Below are 17169 nucleotides of genomic sequence, written 5' to 3'. Positions count from 1 at the left end.
AGCGCCTTAAAAGTTATACGCATAAAAAAACGACCACCGAAGTGATCGTTTTTTATTTATTTAACTGATTTAACTTTGAAAATATCAAAGCTAAAACTCTAAACTCATACTAGAATTTGAAATGTGCACCAACAGTTAATAGCGCAATATCTTCAGCAACATAGTCATATTCAGCTTCAAGGCTCATGTTAGGGTTAAAGTTATAACCTAAACCGATACCACCAGCAAGACCGCTATCGCTATCACTTTCGCTAACAGAGCCTCCTAAAACATTGCTGGCAGAAACATCAATCTCAGCTTTAGCAAATCCCAGTTTACCTTTAGCGTATAGACCAGTATTAGGGAATTGATAACGGTAGGTGCCGTAGGCGCCATAAGTTTTAAGGTTGTATTCAGCATTAACACCCCTAACACCCGTCTCAATATCAGTGTCACTAGAGCCTACATACTCAATTTCGGCACCAAAGTTAGGATCAAAGTTATAACCCGCATAAATACCGTAAGCAGTAGGATCATCTAAACCATCAGTATCTACCAGAAACTTACCAACTTTAACACCAACATACGGCTGACCTGCATAATTAACTGCTGCTTGAGCACTCACACTCAGTAAAGAACCAACTGATAATGCGATCAAAGCTTTTTGTAAAGTATTCATATATGTTCCTGTTAAATAAACTAAAATGCAGTCTGGATGGGTATTACAAGGCGTACAAATTAGTTAGACTATTGTTGAACGCGCAATACTAACAGAACAATTTTAGTAATGCTCGTTTTTTTAATGACGCTTACAGCACTTTTTCTTTTCGCATAAAAAAACGACCACCGAAGTGATCGTTTTTTATTTTACTAACTATTCAGGCTATTGCTAATTAAAGAACTTAAAATTCAAATAATTAGAATTTAAGTTGTGCACCAACGGTCATAAGATCAGCATCACTACCTAATTTGTCATATTCAGCTTCAACGCTGAAGTTAGGGTTCACTGAATATCCAAGACCTACACCACCAGCTAGACTAGTATCGCTATCTGAGTAGGTGTTACGACTGCTATTACTACTTAAATAGTTACCTTCTACCTTAGTTTTCGCCACACCTAACTTACCTTTGGCATATAAACCAGTGTTAGGGAACTGATAGCGATAAGTACCGTATGCGCCATAAGATTTAGCATCGATATCACCGTTATAGTAATCAGCATCATCTGAACCTACGTATTCAGCTTCAATACCGAAGTTAGGATCAAAGTTATAACCGCCATATACGCCATAAGCTGTTGGCTTATCAGCACCGTCTACGTCTAAGTCAAACTGACCGACTTTTACACCGACGTATGGTTGACCAGTATAGCCGTTACCATAAGATACAGCTGCTTGTGCACCCATGCTTACTAAAGAACCAGCGGCTAGTGCAAGTAGAGTTTTTTGTAGAGTTTTCATATGTAGCTCCTTAAAATCAATTTGGACAAACAAGTTATTTATTTATGTGGGCTTTTTTAGCCATATCGCCTTGTTTGCTAACGATGTATACATAGTAACAAACTATGTCAAAGACTCTGTCAGTGTTTAATGGTAAGAAAGTTAAGTTTTGCAAGTGTTTGTCAGCACTCGGGTTACAAAGGCCGATATATGAAATCTTTTGTTACAACCATCAGTTTTGGGTAATACTTCCTACTCATTAGCCCGAGCTAAGTTTGCAAAATAAAAGAACGCACCTCGAAAGGTGCGTTCTTTATGATAAATCAGACGTCAATTTTAGCTTTTAATCTGGCTTATTTTTTGTCTTCGTCTACTTCAGTAAACTCAGCATCGACGACGTCATCATCAGCTTGGTTGCTGTTGCCAGCATTGTCCGCACCTTGTTGGAACTGGTTTGGATCCATACCTTCTGCGCCTGCACCACTATCTGCATAAATCTTTTGGCTAACTGGCAAGAAGGCATTGTCTAACGCTTCAAGCTTGGCTTTGATTTCGTCATGATCGTCTTCTTTAGCCGCTGCTTCAAGCTCAGAGATAGCTGTTTCTACTGTTGATTTTTCATCTTCAGTCACTTTATCTTCGGCGTCTTTCAGTGCTTTTTGTACCGCATGGATACGACCATCTGCTTCGTTACGAACTTGTGCTAAGTTAGCGAATTTCTCGTCTTCAGCAGCGTTCGCTTCGGCATCACGCACCATTTGTTCGACTTCTTCGTCCGACAAACCAGAATCCGCTTTAATTTGGATACTTTGTGCTTTACCAGTACCTTTATCTTTCGCTGAGATATTCATGATACCGTCAGCGTTGATGTCAAAAGTCACTTCGATTTGTGGTAGACCACGTGGTGCTGGTGGAATATCGGTCAAGTCAAAACGGCCGAGCTGTTTATTTTGGTTAGCGATTTTACGCTCACCTTGATAAACCTGAATGGTGACTGCTGGTTGGTTGTCTTCTGCCGTTGAGAATACCTGTGATTTCTTAGTCGGAATCATGGTGTTTTTCTCAATGATTGGCGTCATAACACCGCCCATTGTTTCGATACCTAGCGTCAATGGCGTTACGTCAAGCAATAGGACGTCAGTTTTGTCACCAGACAATACCGCACCTTGAATCGCAGCACCAGCGGCAACTGCTTCGTCAGGGTTGACGTCTTTACGTGGCTCTTGACCGAAGAACTCTTGTACTTTTTGCTGTACCAGAGGCATACGAGTCTGACCACCTACCAAGATAACGTCATCGACATCGCCGATTTTTAGACCAGCATCTTCTAGAGCTGTTTTACAAGGACCCATGGTACGTTGTACCAATTCTTCCGTTAAGCTCTCAAGTTTTGAGCGGCTGATAGTGACAACCAAATGCTTAGGACCACTGCTATCGGCAGTGATATATGGCAAGTTCACTTCCGTGCTTTGGGCACTTGATAGCTCAATTTTCGCTTTTTCTGCCGCTTCTTTTAGACGCTGCATCGCAAGAGAGTCACCTTTTAGGTTGACGTCTTGGTCTTTTTTGAATTCGGCTACTAAAAAATCAATTAGCGCTGAGTCAAAGTCTTCACCACCAAGGAATGTATCACCGTTGGTTGCTAGTACTTCAAATTGCTGTTCGCCATCGACGTCAGCGATTTCGATGATTGATACGTCAAAAGTACCACCACCCAAGTCATATACAGCAACGGTGCTATCGCCTTGCTTTTTATCCATACCGTAAGCAAGTGCTGCAGCGGTTGGCTCGTTAATAATACGTTTTACATCAAGACCGGCAATTTTACCGGCGTCTTTGGTTGCTTGACGCTGTGAGTCATTAAAGTAAGCTGGGACAGTAACAACAGCTTCAGTAACGGCTTCACCAAGATAGTCTTCGGCTGTTTTTTTCATTTTTTTCAAGATTTCAGCAGAAACCTGTGGTGGCGCTAATTTTTTACCGTTGATTTCTACCCACGCATCACCGTTATCAGCTTTGGCGATTTTATAAGGCACCATACCGATGTCTTTTTGCACGACTTTATCATCAAAACGACGACCAATCAGACGCTTAATGGCAAATAGGGTGTTGTTTGGGTTGGTGACCGCTTGACGCTTGGCTGACTGACCAACAAGGATCTCGTCATCTTTATAAGCGACAATCGATGGCGTGGTACGTGTACCTTCAGCGTTTTCGATGATTTTAACTTTATCACCTTCCATCACTGCCACACATGAGTTAGTTGTACCTAAATCAATACCAATTACTTTACCCATAATTAATTGCTCCTAATTTATTTTTAAATAAAAATATCTATATCATCAGACCCTAGATTATGAAAACTATCGACATCTAGTCGGTCACTTGTTGCTTTATATCGGTTTAAGGCTTCGTTTTTTCAAGTCAATCCACTACTAAATATTGCCTTTTGTGTGATTTTTTGTGTAAAGCCCCATTAATAATAGGGTTTAGTACAATTAAAGACTTATTTTTTAAATACTAATACCTTAAATCTTCTATATTTGATTGCTACTGACCAACGCGTACCATCGCGGGGCGCAACAGACGACCGTTTAAGCTATAACCTTTTTGCAAGACCGTACCTACTGTATCGGCTGGCGCATCGGCATCGATACCGACCGCTTCATGCAAATCAGCATTAAATTTCTCGCCTTGTGGCTCGACGACTTCAACGCCATTTTTATTCAATACATCTAACAACGCTTTATGAGTCAATCTTACCCCTTCGGTAACAGGATCATCTGCATGGGCGTTTTCGATGGCGCGCTCTAAATTATCGACTACTTCTAATAGCTCTTTGGCGAATTTCTGCAGCGCGAATCTTTTGCTTTTATCGGCTTCTTGTTCCATGCGTTTTTGCGCGTTATACGCTTCGGCATTGGCGCGAGCGGTGCCTTCTTTGGCTTGCTTGACTTCGCTTTCTAGCTCAGCGATACGCGCTTTAAACGTATCTAAATCGATATCGTTTGCAATCGTGCTCTCTGCACCTGAATTATTTTGTGGATCAAATTCTTGCAAGGTTTCATTTAAAATACTGTCGTCGTGTTCGACATTATCGTGCGAAACGTTGTCGTGTGAGACATTGTCATGTGGCATGTTTTGCTCATTAGATTCGTGGTTATTATTCTGCTCGCTCATGATAGCTCCTTAATAGGGATATAATTATTAATGGGGTTGTTAACATAATAATGATGGATTGAAAAACGAAATAAAGCGGCTACTGACTAGCCAAACTGTGTTTTTCTCCATTGCTTACTTAATAGGTTTATCGGCTTTTAACAATCATCTAGCCGTTATCACTCACTTTTTTATCACTCACGGATTTTTAGCAATCGCTTTTTTAACCTCTTCTGATAGCTGCTTGATAAAGGTGATGAGGGCAAATTTCAAGCCTAATCTGAGGAATTTTTCTCGATATTCATTAATGTCGGGATAATACCTACCAACTATGCCCTAAAATGACCGCCTTACCTTTACGCTTATCGTCAATAAGTGGTTAATTTCGCTAACAAAACCAACAAAACACCGTCAGTTATTCCAAATAAATTACTATTCAGTCCTAAACCATTACCAAAGAATACTCAACTTTATTTCCACTTATCATATGATGGCTGCAAATATTATCTATCATTTATAGGAGGTGTTATGCCTAATTCAACAGTATTATCAATCAACACCTTACTTAATAAAGCAGTGAGGTCACTTAACCTGACCGCTTTGGCTCAAGAAAAGCCTGAAAATCTATGTGATAGTGCATCAAGTAGCTCATTAAAAAGCCGTAAACCAGAAAACTTACCGACTTTGCCAATAAAGAATGCAGGGATTGTAACCAGCGCTGAGGATAAGCCATTATCCATCAAAGATAAGGTGCTTTATCATAACCTAATGACCAGCTATCAGCCGCACCTACTGCATTACGCTATGAAAGGCATCGGCTGCTTACCAGAGTCAGTATTAGAAAGCTTGGTCGGCTATTTGGATGGACCGACCGCTAAGCAATACGAACACGTCGATGCCCATTTACGTTTAATCCTTGCAGTCAATAGCAAGCTTAAAACGCCATTACACCTTGTAGACATGGTCGAATTGCGTAAACGCTTTGCAGCCGACGTCGTTGCGATGCAAGCGCCAAACGTTTGGCAGCAGCCAAGCTCTACCTTATTTAGCAGTATTAAACCCTTTGTCAAAAAAGATAGCCCTACCGTAGAGTGGGAAGACAAAACCATTGCCAATGCTGATGATGGTGACATGACCATTCGTTGCTATCAAAAACAAGTAAGTGCAACAGGCTTTGGCTTTAAAAAGAAACCGAAACGCAATCCCGATGAAACTGTGATGTTATTTTTTCATGGTGGTGGATTTTGTATCGGTGATGTCGACACCCATCATGAATTCTGTCATGCCGTCTGTGAGCAAACGGGCTGGCCGGTGGTTAGTGTTGATTATCGCCTAGCACCTGAATATCCTGCACCGACAGCGTTACAAGATTGTATTGCTGCTTATGGATGGTTGGCTGAAAACTGCCAAGCATTTGGCGCATTACCATCGCGTATTGTACTGGCAGGTGATAGTGCGGGCGGCGGGTTATCAACCATGGTTGCTCAACAAGTCATCACCCCAACGGCAGAAGCATGGCAAGATTTGGGTATTAGTGGGCAAAAAACTTTTGAGATATTGCAGAGCATGCCATCACCCATGGCACAAATGCCTCTGTATCCTGTGACGGATGTTGAAAATGATTATCCTAGCTGGGAGTTATATGGCGAGGGTTTATTACTAGATCATGCCGATGTGGCGGTATTCGACGCCGCGTGTTTGGAAAACAGCCCGTTACCGCGCCAGCATATCTTGACTTTACCTATGCTTGGCGACAATAGCCATATCTGCCCTACTTATATCGTCGCGGCCGAATTAGATGTCTTGCGGGATGAAGCTTTTGCTTATGCTAAGCAGTTAGAAAGCCATGGTGTTGCGGTCGAAACCTATACTGTTTATGGCGCACCACATGGATTTATCCATTTTATGAGCGTCCATCAAGGGCTTGGACAAGAAACGCATCATATTATTAATGGTTTTTCTAGCTTTGTACGTGAGGTCATCAGCACCCAAGAGTTAGTGGCTGCGTGAATAGCTGAATAATGGCTGTGGGTTACGGGCTAAATACGGGTAGCTATTAAAACAAGCTAAAAGCTAGCATTAACTGACAATTGGAAAAAGATAGATAAAAAGTACGGATAACCATAACGGCTAGTTACTATGAATCAGTTACTATGAATCAGCTACTATGAATCAGCTACTGTGAATCAGCTTGACCTGTCAAAGTAATTAGCCAAATCTCAGAACGCGTACCCAATCTAAATGGCACCGCGCCGATACCATAGCCTGAAGTCACCAAAAACTGCGCGCCTTCTAGTTGTTTGGCGCCATAAACCAGTGGCGTGAACCATTTTAGCAATGTCGTTAAAGGAAATATCTGCCCACCATGGGTATGCCCTGATAAATGTAAATCAATGGGCAAGCCTTTTATTTGTGCTAAATCGGCAGGGCTATGCTCTAAAAATATCACCGGTTTATCCGCCCTCACGTCACTAAGTAACTCTGTGGCGGCAGGGCGTGCAGGATCGGTTTCATCCGAACGCCCTATCAGCAATACTGAGTCATCCAACCAGACACTTTTATTATCAATCACTTGAATACCTGCCCGCTCGACTGCTTTGGCAATAGCAACTTGATTACCTGAATAATCGTGATTGCCCAAAGTAGCATAGACACCGAGCGGCGCTCTTAGTTTTGATAAATGCTCATGCATATTGGTATTGTCATAAGCAGCCGTGGAATCATTCATGACATCGCCCGCGATAACCACCACATCTGGACTTTGGACACCTATCAGCTTGACCATCTTATCTATCTGCCGATTGCCAAACCATCTACCTAAATGAGTATCAGACACCAAAGCTATCTGCATTGGTTTATTGAGTGGCTTATCTGTCGTTACTTCCAAGTGATGTACGACAGGCGAATAAGCATTAAATACTGCTAGACCTACAAGACCAGCATAAATCACAGCAGCAACGGCTCTCATGAGAATTGGATGGTATTTTTGCTTCAGGATATAGACATAAACTAAGGTAATGACAGCGGTTATTAAGCCTGCATAGAACATAAAGCCTTGTAAAATACTGGCAACCAAGTAGACATGGAAGCGCTCATGCCAAAACTCACTCAGTCCGTAAATAAGAAAAGCATTATTAATGACAAAAATGCTTAAGACTAAAGCAGTCTTAGCCAAGCGCTGTTTTGGTTTGATGAACCAGTACAATATCCCGCTACTCATCATCGCGAGCAGCTGGGTAAGGATGATAAAAAGCCACATAATAAAATTGAATCAGACAAAGACGGGCTTATAGTACGCCAATATTCTTACCTGTTGTAGACAGCATGATTGTTTATTGAAACTGTATAAAGGTTTTAAAAGAAATCACAGTTATACAAAACGTTTATCGAAAAGTCAGCTTATTTTAAGGCGCAGATTGTTTCACATGAAACAATGCCTTATGTCATTTGATACGTCTTATATTTAAGAGATAATTTTTTCGCTACTCACTTTTTATAGTTGCTGCTTATACTTTCTACTCTAACGCTTGCTTAAGGGTTGGCTGTTTGAATTTAAAATCTGCATTGAGTAATGCTTGTGGCAACACCTTTTGCCCATCAATCAGCAAGGTCGACATTTCACCAAATATCAATTTTAATAAAAATTTTGGTAAAGTAAAAAACGTCGGACGATGCAGCCACGCGCCAAGCGTCTTGGTAAAAGTACGATTGGTCACAGGGTTAGGCGCGGTTAAGTTATAGACCACGGCTGGCGTATCGCTTGCTGTGTTTAAAGTATTGCTCGTATTATTTAACTGAGCTTGCCGCTGACCCGTAAGATGCTGCTCGATGATAAAAATAACTGCCCTTACCCAATCTTCACGGCTGATCCAACTCATGATTTGCTTACCATTAGCCAATTGACCGCCAACGCCCATTTTAAAGGGTGTTAATAACTTACTAACCATGCCGCCCTCAGGATGGATAACGACACCGGTGCGCACGATAGCAACAGGAACGCCATAATCGGTAGCTTTCAATGCCAACTGTTCCCAATCGTCACATAGTTTATGCGAAAAATCAGTATTAAAATCACTGCTCTCAATTAAAGGCTTATCACCTTGAGCGCCATACCAACCAATCGCTGAACCGCTAACCAACAGCTTAGGTTTAGTGCTACTACGCGCTATAAAAGCAAGTAACGCTTCGGTAGGCTGTACACGGCTGGCAAGCAGTTGCTCTTTACGTGCAGCGCTCCAACGCTTATCCGCAATCCCTGCGCCCGCTAGATTTAAAATGACATCAAAGCTTTTATCGGATTTCGTCAGCTCATCATAAGTCATCATCTTAATATCGATAGGATGTGGCTGATTACTATCACGGGTCAGCCACATAATATGCACTTCCTTATTCTCACTGCGATAGCGCTTGATAACGGCTTCACTAAACGCGCTACCTAAGAATCCTGAGCCACCGCTGATTAGAATATTCATTGGTTTTTATCCTTATATTTATCCCACCTTTTTGTCAGTGTGACAAAAAACCTGCTATAAAAACAAGACGTTAATTGTAGGTCTAAAATTTAGCCTAAAGTGGGGTATAAAGAAGGATTTTAGCTATATAAAAGATTCAAATGGTCAGTGATAAATGGGTAAAAAGGATAAGATGAATTACTGCCGGTTAGCAGTTATTATAAAAAATCGATCAGACTTAAAAGCGGACTAACGAATCACCTGCCCCGTTAGTGCATCGCTGATTTGGCTAGGTAATAGATAGCCAAGCGTCTCGCCCTTTAAATAACCAACTTGTTCGTTACCATTTATATTAGCAGAGTCATTAGTGTAGATATGGGTACTGATATTGGCGACATTGTTATTATTTAGAAAATAAGACTGCGCGTCTGCTAATGACAAAGCGGGCGGCTGACCAGAAGGGTTACAGCTGGTCGAGACCACAAAGCCATAAGGATTGTGGGCAGAAACCACCTGTTGACACAGCTGCTGCACCAAAGGATGGTCGATAACCCGCACCGCCACACTATTATGAGCGCCAGTTATCCATGCGGGAATAGCAACCGGCAGGTTTGGCGCTAGAGGCAACAACCAAGTATGCGCCTGCTTAGTTTCAGCATCAGAATTAAAGTCGTTACGCCAGCTGTCTAATACTAATTGGCGTTGCTCATCACTTAGATAGTCTAACAATGCCGTTAGTCGGCTGGCGCTATCGGTGACCACTATCATGCCCTTCTCTAGCGGTCGCTGCTTGATGGCCAAAAGCTGCTGTACCGCTTGTTGGTTAAAGGGATCACAGCCGATACCCCAGACGCTTTCGGTTGGATAAGCAAGCAGCTGTCCTTGTTGAAGCCAACGCGCAGCTTTAACGACAGAATCGGTAATGAGTGGTTTAGAGGTAGACATAGCTGAAGGGAAAAGAAAAAGTGTGAGCGGATATAATACAACTTTAATGATGCGCAAAATAGCACGTTTAGATATTTCTTAAAATCGCGTTAAGTTTAAAAATAAAATTACACGCGCAAATAACGCCCACCTTGCACACTGATAACCCCTAATAATTCAAGCTCCATAAGTTGCCCAATCAATTGCGGTGGCGTCAGGTTAGTAGTGCTTAATAATGCATCCAAATCTTGTCCATGCCAGTCAAGCTGCTCATAAACCTGCGTTAAATGCTCGGGAATAACGATAGCATTGGAAGAAGATTTGAGATTAGACTGCGGCGCGTGACCAATAGTGGTGGTAGAAGTTCTGTCTGTATTTATAGTATGAGAGCTTTGGCTAAGATTTGCTTGCTCAATATTAAGTTCTGCGTTATCCGATGAATTATAGTTACGGCTTTGATAGCCTAATTGACTGTTAATATCTTCGAGTACTTGCTGTGGATGATAAATTAAAGTTGCGCCCTCACGTATCAAGTGATGACAGCCTTCAGCATTATTATTATCGATATGACTTGGAATCGCAAAGACTTGCTTGCCTTGCTCAGAGGTTAGGCGCGCAGTAATGAGCGAACCACTTTGAATCGTCGCTTCAGTGACAATTGTCGCGAGGCTGAGCCCTGCAACTAAGCGATTACGGCGCGGAAAGGTATGCTTATGTGGCTGCGTATGCGGTAGCAGCTCACTGATGATACAGCCACCTTGCTCGATAATCTGGCTAAATAACTTGTCATGATGATTGGGATAATTGACATCAATCCCTGTACCCATCACGCCGACCGTACGACCTTGATATTCCGCATCAACTTGAGCCAAAGCACCTAAATGTGCACGCTTATCGACACCCATAGCAAGACCACTGGTGATAATATAACCGGCTTGCGCTAAATATTGCGCCATATCAAAGGTGATTTTTTGGGCGTGGGCAGTAGGTTTTCGGCTCCCAACGATGGCGATTTGCGCTTGTTGCAAGCGTGCTTTATCGCCACGATAAAACAATAAAGGCGGTGGGTCATAGATATTTAATAACTGCGGAGGATAATCGGACTGATCGGCAAATAGCAGACCGTATTTGTTATCTAGCAATGCCTGTTGGATGGTATCGATAGTGGCTTGCGTTTGCTGTGGCTGTTCGTGACGCTTAAGATGCGTACTATGAATGCCAAGCTGCCGCCATGCCTCTACTTTGGCACACCAAGCAAGCTCGGCATTACCAAAAGAAGTAACAAGCTTATGATAAGCCGATAATGACGCATTGACCTCAGTCCACAGCGCCAATACTGCGCGCTGCTCATCGGATAAAAGAGAGGAGACTGCGGTCACGGTCATAAGCGCTTAACTCATAGTAACTGACGGGGATAATGACTCAATAGAGGCTCAAGTCAATTATAAGTAAGGCGGTGGTAAAAGCTGATCACCGACGTTGAGCGGTAGCTCAGAGTCAAGCACATACGCATAGCTGATATTATCAAAGGTATTAAACACCATCACCATACCACTAGGCTCACTTGGCAAACGTACTGGGGTATCGTTGTCCTTGATATCGCGTATGACCGCGCCTTTTTGATAAACGGTCAACACATCACCAGGTTTAGCGCCGTGCGTGCTACCTAAATTGATAGCAACCACACTGCCTTTAGCAGCTGAGCTAATAGAATCCATGACGCGGACAATCATACCGCCACGGTTGACGGTGGCAGGCGTTGGATAAAATACCGGCGGGATAGAATTGTTTAATTCTACAAAAACGCGATCGCCTTCACGGACTTCTTTGCCATAACTGTCAATCAGCTGCAAGCTAGTCACACCATTGGTTTCTGTAGACGTGACCAAACCGGTAGCAACTTGGGTGACTTCTAAACCGATGATTTTTTGCGTTTTAGGCTCGACATACTTCTCCCCTTCACGGTAAATACCATAACGCTGTCCAACGATAAGTGGTACGCCTTTAGCATAGACTTTATCGCCGCTTGCGGTGATTAAATTGCCTTTTTTAGAAGCTAAAATATAGGGCGTGGTATTAAAATCTGCTGGATTAACAATGATGGTCTTATCGAGCCAATGCTGAATCGCAGACCATGGAATAGGCGGGATACTATTAGCGGTTGAAGTGACCGAAACTGTGCTAGACACTACATTGCCCGTCAACTGCTTTTCAACGCCCGCACAGCCCTCGCCTGTATCAACGCCAATTAAAGTCTTACCTTGTATCACACATAAAATAAGAATGTCGTTAGGATAAATAAGGTTGGGATTTTTGATTTGCTTATTGGTCGCCCAAATCTCTTTCCAGCGCCATGGGCTGTCTAAATAACGCCCTGAGATATCCCACAACGTATCGCCTTTTTTAACGATATAACGATTGGGTGCGTCCGCTTTAATGGTCGGCGGTGGATTATTAGCGTGGGCAGTGGTCATCAGCATTGCACCACTAAATGTCGTCACCAATAGTGCTTTTGCTATATTTTTTAAGCTCATCTTCATTGTTATATCCACAATATGTAGCGCTATTAGCGTCGAATCTGGTCTACTTAAGTCTATTACTTAGGTTTAAAACCTCATTCTAGTCATTAAGCAATGACCAGAAAATAAAAACATAAAAGGCTTACGTATCACCATCATAAAGCTTCTAGAGCAGCTGTTCAGTGTTGTCGACTGATATGATTGACGGGTTTGATTGCTAAAAAAGCGCCGAGCATGATGATGACTCGCCGACGCTGTTTCTAATATTACAATTATATCTACCATAACACAATCATAAACACTTTATTACAATAGCGTAACCTTTAATTGGATATTAATTTCAATGAATACTTTATATAAATAAGCTACCTACGCAAGATTTGGCGTCACGTGCTGACGGATTTGCTCAGCGACCAGTTCAGCCTTGTTATCTAGTACCACCACATGTTGTGGTAAGTCCTCTAAGCCTTCGGTATGAGCAGGGCGAGTAATCTCTATTGGACCAATAGCTTCGACAATCGTATCGGCAAACTTAACCGGTAAAGCCGTTTCGGCACAAATAATCACTTCACCTGCTGCGCGCTGTAATTCTTTAGCAACTTTAATACCGTCGGCTGTGTGCGGATCCACCAACTCACCATGCTGCTCATAAAGTGCTTTAATCGTTTGTAAGCGGTCACTATGCGTCGATTTACCCGCAGCAAAGCCATAACGCGTATTAACCGCCTCCATCAAGTCAGACAAATCAAAACCTTGACCGGATTTCACGCCTTCAAATAACTCGCTGACACGGGCGCTGTCTTTGTCGAGTAGTAGATAGACAAAGCGCTCAAAGTTAGAGGCTTTAGAGATATCCATTGACGGGCTGGATGTTACGTAAGTTTTATCGGTCGGACGCGGCTGATAAGCACCTTGATTAAAGAAGTCGTTTAGTACATCGTTTTCATTGGTAGCAACAATGAGGCGGTCAATTGGCAAGCCCATTTCGCGGGCAATATGACCGGCGCAAATATTACCAAAGTTACCAGATGGTACGCTAAAGCTGACTTTTTCATCATTGCTCGTAGTCACGGCAAAGTAGGCTTTAAAGTAATAAACGATTTGCGCAAGGATACGACCCCAGTTAATAGAGTTAACCGTACCTAGATTATAAGCCGCTTTAAATTCAGCATCTTGTTGCAGCGCTTTGACAATATCTTGGCAATCATCAAACATACCATCGATGGCGATATTATGGATATTATCATCGGTCAAACTATACATTTGCGCACGCTGGAATTCACTCATTTTACCGTGCGGTGACAGCATAAAGACTTCGATATTGTCTTTACCACGTAGGGCATATTCTGCTGCACTGCCCGTGTCACCACTGGTTGCACCAATGATGGTAATACGCGCGTCTTTTCTTTTGAGTACGTATTCAAAGGCATTGCCCAAGAACTGCATGGCAACGTCTTTAAATGCCAATGTCGGACCGTTCGATAATCCTAAAATATATAAATTATCCTCAAGCTTACGGACAGGAACAATCTCATCAGAGCCAAATACTTCAGCGGTATAAGTACGCTCGATGATATCTTGCAAATCAGCCGTAGGAATATCAGTGGCAAAGCGCTGCATAATCGCCATGGCAAGCTGTGGATAGCTGAGCGTACGCCACTCATCAAGGGTCGTGCTATCAATGTTTGGATAGTGCTCAGGCAGCATCAAACCGCCATCTGGCGCAAGCCCCATCAATAGCACATCACTAAAATCCATCGGCGCTGTCTGACCACGGGTACTGATATATTTCATTAGATTGTCCTGTCTATAATGAGGTTATTCAATATTTAAAACGGTTTATTCAGCAGTTTTATGCCATTGTCTTATGAAGCAACGCATAATAAAACCCATCACCACTTTCGCTATCAATCGGCAAGCACTGACGACCGATTGCTTGCGTGATACCCCAACTGCAGTCTTCGGTAAACTCAATCGCTACCGCATCATTATGATGACTGATAAAATCCTGCATTTGCTCGACGTTTTCTTGCTTTAAGATAGAACAGGTCACATACAATAGATAACCACCCGCTTTCAATTGTGGCCACAAGTTATGCAAAATATCGGCTTGTAATAATGCGGTTTGCTCAACATCTTCTTCGGTACGCAAAATACTGATATCAGGATGACGGCGAATCACGCCTGTCGCGGTACAAGGAGAATCGAGTAATATTGCATCAAATACCGGCTCATTGGTAGCCGCTTTTTTATTTTTCCCATGCTGCCATCTGGTGGCATCAGCACAGACAATATTCAGTGCGACACTTTTCTCTGCTTGCTGCAAATCGTACTGACTTAAATTTAAGCGCTGTAAGTTTTCACGAATACGCTCAATACGCGGTGCTTCATTATCGATAGCCGTTACCTTGATATCAGCGGTCGCAGCCGATGTCTCAGCATCATCTTGTTTCACGTGAAACAACGATGATTCGTTATTAGCGCTTATGAGCTCTAACCAGTGAGCCAATTTACCACCAGGTGCCGCACAAGCATCTAAGATATGCAGCTCATTATTATTGGCTTCTGAATCAATGTCTGTATTAGATTTATCAGCGCTTATTTTAGCCATTAACGCTTTATTAATAATCGGCGCAGCAAGTTGGGCATGCATGTCTTGGACGCTGGCAACTCCTAAAGCAAAATCAGGCAAAGCGTTTACGGCTGTGCTTTGATGCAGCCGGAGACCTTTTGTGGATAGCGTTGTTGCTATAGCTGTATCTGATGAGTTAGGTAAGTTAAAACCACTCGTTAGCTCAACGATGTCTGCATCAATCTCTGCGCCATCAAGTGCTTGCTGATAATCCTCTACTGAGCTAACCGCTGAGTTTACGCGTAAAAACATCGGTGCCGCTTGGCGCAAACCTTGGGTCAGCTCATCATACTGCTCACTCCAGTCTTGCTTAAGCTGATAAGCGAGCCAATTCGGTAGGCTATGCTTTTTATCGCACTTCTTACGGAACTTACTAGGGTTTTTAGCCACTTTACGCAAGATAGCATTGATTAAACCTGTTGCATGGGCAAAATCAATCTCTTTTGCCGCTTCAACCGTTTCGTGAATTGCCGCATGGTCAGCGACTTCCAAATACAGCAACTGTACTAAGCCTACTTGAATGGTGGTACGAACTTCAACTTCATCGATAGGGTTGTCCGCTAAGGTATCGAGCAAACGCGCCAGTGCATGCCACTGACGTAATGTCGTTAGTAGTAGCGCATGGGCAAAACCTTTATCGCCGTCATGTAGACTGTTGAGTAACGGATCAAGGACGCTGGCAAGCGACTGACCATTTTGAATAGCCAGTAAAGTGCGAATGACCCGTACACGTACGCTACCATTCATAATCAGGTTGCTTGATGGTTTGAGCTTATTGTTTCTTGGCGCAGTGTTGGTTTGTCTCATTAAATTGGATTTCCTTGACGTCTGGTCGATCGCGTCTGATAAAAGTTGGTTTATTTGGTATTAAATTACCGATATTAAAATATACAGATTTAATTTGGCGTAGGTTATTTCGAATCGGTCGTAAACTGGTCGCCATCATTTAATTGATTACCATGGCAAATTTGCTCAGCGGTCATCGGCTTGCCACCAGCGAACTGCAAATCAGTAATAGCCAAAGTCGTGGCTGATTCTTCATTGCTTTTTTGTTTGGTCTCATCTTCTTTGCCACAAGCTACTAGAATCGCTTTGCGGCCGACGCTGATGACAGTGCCAGCAGGCTCATTGGTTTGCTGTGATGGGTTCACAGGTAAGCTGGCTAAAATTTTGACCCGCTGCCCTGCTAAAAAAGTATAGGCACCTGGCCATGGCGTCAGCCCACGAATTTGTCGTTCAATCTTAATAGCAGACTGTGTCCAGTCGATTTCGCCTTCGGTTTTGACCAATTTTTCAGCATAATTGGCTTGGCTGTCATCTTGGGCTACTGCTTGCGCTTGATAATGCATTAAGTCTTTTAATACCGTACTAATTGCCGCAGCGCCAAGCTCAGCCATTTTATCATGTAGGCTCGCAGCCGTATCATTGGCTTCAATAGGCGCGCTGACCTTGTGGAGCATGTCACCGGTATCAAGCCCCTTATCCATCTGCATAATAGTAATGCCGGTCTCAGCATCGCCAGCCAGTAATGCACGATGAATAGGCGCCGCACCGCGCCAACGTGGCAGTAGTGAAGCATGAATATTTAGACAGCCATAAGTAGGCGTGGTTAATACGCCAATCGGTAAAATCAGACCATAAGCCGCGACAATCATGACGTCTGGCTGATAAGTACGTAAATTCTCACGTGCTGCCATACCTTCTGTGCTAGATTTTTTAAAGGTAACTGGCTGCTCAACCGCAATACCATGCGCCAATGCCACTTGCTTGACGGCAGATGCTGATAACTTTTGCCCACGACCTGCCTTACGATCAGGCTGTGTATAGACCGCAACGATATCTATATTCAGTATGTCTTGCTGCTTGATAAGCGCTTCAAGGCTGACAGCAGCAAACTCAGGTGTACCGGCAAATATCACTCTTAAAGGGCTGGCGGCACTCTGCGCCCCAGTGATAAAAGTTTGCTCAGCTTGATTGGCGTCAATAGATATATCAGATTGTGCAGCAAGTGTGGTCATAGTCAGGCATTATTTATGGTTAATTTGTCTATTATAGGTGAGTTTGTG

At 42.9% G+C, this 17169-nt stretch carries 13 protein-coding genes; 1 reads left to right on the top strand and 12 read right to left on the bottom strand.

The window, feature by feature from the left end; all coding sequences use genetic code 11:
- Positions 1-109 precede the first annotated feature (109 nt).
- The 4 genes from JMX94_RS05240 to grpE form a co-directional block, all read right to left on the bottom strand.
- A complete protein-coding gene (locus JMX94_RS05240; protein ID WP_201563869.1) occupies positions 110-658 on the bottom strand; it encodes a porin family protein in 549 nt (182 codons plus the stop codon).
- Positions 659-896: 238 nt separating this feature from the next.
- Complete coding sequence (locus tag JMX94_RS05235; protein WP_201563866.1) at positions 897-1439, bottom strand: porin family protein; 543 nt, start codon at positions 1437-1439, stop codon at positions 897-899.
- A gap of 332 nt (positions 1440-1771) precedes the next feature.
- A complete protein-coding gene (gene dnaK / locus JMX94_RS05230) occupies positions 1772-3715 on the bottom strand; it encodes a molecular chaperone DnaK (protein ID WP_201563864.1) in 1944 nt (647 codons plus the stop codon).
- A gap of 253 nt (positions 3716-3968) precedes the next feature.
- Positions 3969-4598 (bottom strand): nucleotide exchange factor GrpE, encoded by a 630-nt coding sequence (gene grpE / locus JMX94_RS05225; RefSeq protein WP_201563861.1) that lies wholly within the window; start codon positions 4596-4598, stop codon positions 3969-3971.
- Between the two features lie 507 nt (positions 4599-5105).
- On the opposite strand from grpE, the gene JMX94_RS05220 reads away from it, so the two are divergent.
- Positions 5106-6587 (top strand): alpha/beta hydrolase, encoded by a 1482-nt coding sequence (locus tag JMX94_RS05220; RefSeq protein ID WP_201563859.1) that lies wholly within the window; start codon positions 5106-5108, stop codon positions 6585-6587.
- A gap of 166 nt (positions 6588-6753) precedes the next feature.
- On the opposite strand, the gene JMX94_RS05215 is transcribed toward JMX94_RS05220, so the two are convergent.
- From JMX94_RS05215 to fmt, 8 genes are all read right to left on the bottom strand, one after another.
- Positions 6754-7836 (bottom strand): metallophosphoesterase, encoded by a 1083-nt coding sequence (locus tag JMX94_RS05215; RefSeq protein WP_201563856.1) that lies wholly within the window; start codon positions 7834-7836, stop codon positions 6754-6756.
- Between the two features lie 256 nt (positions 7837-8092).
- On the bottom strand, positions 8093-9049 hold the full coding sequence (locus JMX94_RS05210; protein ID WP_201563853.1) for an epimerase: 957 nt from the start codon (positions 9047-9049) through the stop codon (positions 8093-8095).
- 228 nt (positions 9050-9277) lie between these two features.
- Positions 9278-9973: an L-threonylcarbamoyladenylate synthase gene (locus tag JMX94_RS05205; RefSeq protein ID WP_201563851.1), complete on the bottom strand. Its 696-nt coding sequence runs from the start codon at positions 9971-9973 to the stop codon at positions 9278-9280.
- 107 nt (positions 9974-10080) lie between these two features.
- Positions 10081-11337 carry a DNA-processing protein DprA gene (gene dprA / locus JMX94_RS05200; RefSeq protein WP_201563849.1) on the bottom strand — a complete coding sequence of 419 codons (1257 nt, stop codon included), beginning with the start codon at positions 11335-11337 and terminating at the stop codon, positions 10081-10083.
- 57 nt (positions 11338-11394) lie between these two features.
- The gene (locus JMX94_RS05195; RefSeq protein WP_201563847.1) at positions 11395-12492 is read right to left on the bottom strand and encodes a LysM peptidoglycan-binding domain-containing protein; all 1098 of its coding nucleotides are present in this window, start codon (positions 12490-12492) and stop codon (positions 11395-11397) included.
- Positions 12493-12840: 348 nt separating this feature from the next.
- On the bottom strand, positions 12841-14265 hold the full coding sequence (gene thrC / locus JMX94_RS05190; RefSeq protein WP_201563845.1) for a threonine synthase: 1425 nt from the start codon (positions 14263-14265) through the stop codon (positions 12841-12843).
- A 58-nt stretch (positions 14266-14323) separates the two neighbouring features.
- Positions 14324-15910 (bottom strand): transcription antitermination factor NusB, encoded by a 1587-nt coding sequence (locus tag JMX94_RS05185; RefSeq protein ID WP_201563843.1) that lies wholly within the window; start codon positions 15908-15910, stop codon positions 14324-14326.
- Positions 15911-16014: 104 nt separating this feature from the next.
- Positions 16015-17121 (bottom strand): methionyl-tRNA formyltransferase, encoded by a 1107-nt coding sequence (fmt, locus tag JMX94_RS05180; RefSeq protein ID WP_201563841.1) that lies wholly within the window; start codon positions 17119-17121, stop codon positions 16015-16017.
- Positions 17122-17169 lie beyond the last annotated feature (48 nt).

Source organism: Psychrobacter sp. CMS30 (assembly GCF_904846565.1).
In the GTDB taxonomy this organism is placed as follows: domain Bacteria; phylum Pseudomonadota; class Gammaproteobacteria; order Pseudomonadales; family Moraxellaceae; genus Psychrobacter; species Psychrobacter maritimus.
Note: the sequence above shows the minus strand (reverse complement) of the source record. Positions and strands in the feature narration are given on the sequence as shown.

Excerpts from the sequence above, each read along its gene's own strand:
- JMX94_RS05240 (WP_201563869.1), bottom strand. The coding sequence starts at position 658 with ATGAATACTTTACAAAAAGCTTTGATCGCATTATCAGTTGGTTCTTTA.
- JMX94_RS05235 (WP_201563866.1), bottom strand. The coding sequence starts at position 1,439 with ATGAAAACTCTACAAAAAACTCTACTTGCACTAGCCGCTGGTTCTTTA.
- dnaK (WP_201563864.1), bottom strand. The coding sequence starts at position 3,715 with ATGGGTAAAGTAATTGGTATTGATTTAGGTACAACTAACTCATGTGTG.
- grpE (WP_201563861.1), bottom strand. The coding sequence starts at position 4,598 with ATGAGCGAGCAGAATAATAACCACGAATCTAATGAGCAAAACATGCCA.
- JMX94_RS05220 (WP_201563859.1), top strand. The coding sequence starts at position 5,106 with ATGCCTAATTCAACAGTATTATCAATCAACACCTTACTTAATAAAGCA.
- JMX94_RS05215 (WP_201563856.1), bottom strand. The coding sequence starts at position 7,836 with ATGTGGCTTTTTATCATCCTTACCCAGCTGCTCGCGATGATGAGTAGC.
- JMX94_RS05210 (WP_201563853.1), bottom strand. The coding sequence starts at position 9,049 with ATGAATATTCTAATCAGCGGTGGCTCAGGATTCTTAGGTAGCGCGTTT.
- JMX94_RS05205 (WP_201563851.1), bottom strand. The coding sequence starts at position 9,973 with ATGTCTACCTCTAAACCACTCATTACCGATTCTGTCGTTAAAGCTGCG.
- dprA (WP_201563849.1), bottom strand. The coding sequence starts at position 11,337 with ATGACCGTGACCGCAGTCTCCTCTCTTTTATCCGATGAGCAGCGCGCA.
- JMX94_RS05195 (WP_201563847.1), bottom strand. The coding sequence starts at position 12,492 with ATGAAGATGAGCTTAAAAAATATAGCAAAAGCACTATTGGTGACGACA.
- thrC (WP_201563845.1), bottom strand. The coding sequence starts at position 14,265 with ATGAAATATATCAGTACCCGTGGTCAGACAGCGCCGATGGATTTTAGT.
- JMX94_RS05185 (WP_201563843.1), bottom strand. The coding sequence starts at position 15,910 with ATGAGACAAACCAACACTGCGCCAAGAAACAATAAGCTCAAACCATCA.
- fmt (WP_201563841.1), bottom strand. The coding sequence starts at position 17,121 with ATGACCACACTTGCTGCACAATCTGATATATCTATTGACGCCAATCAA.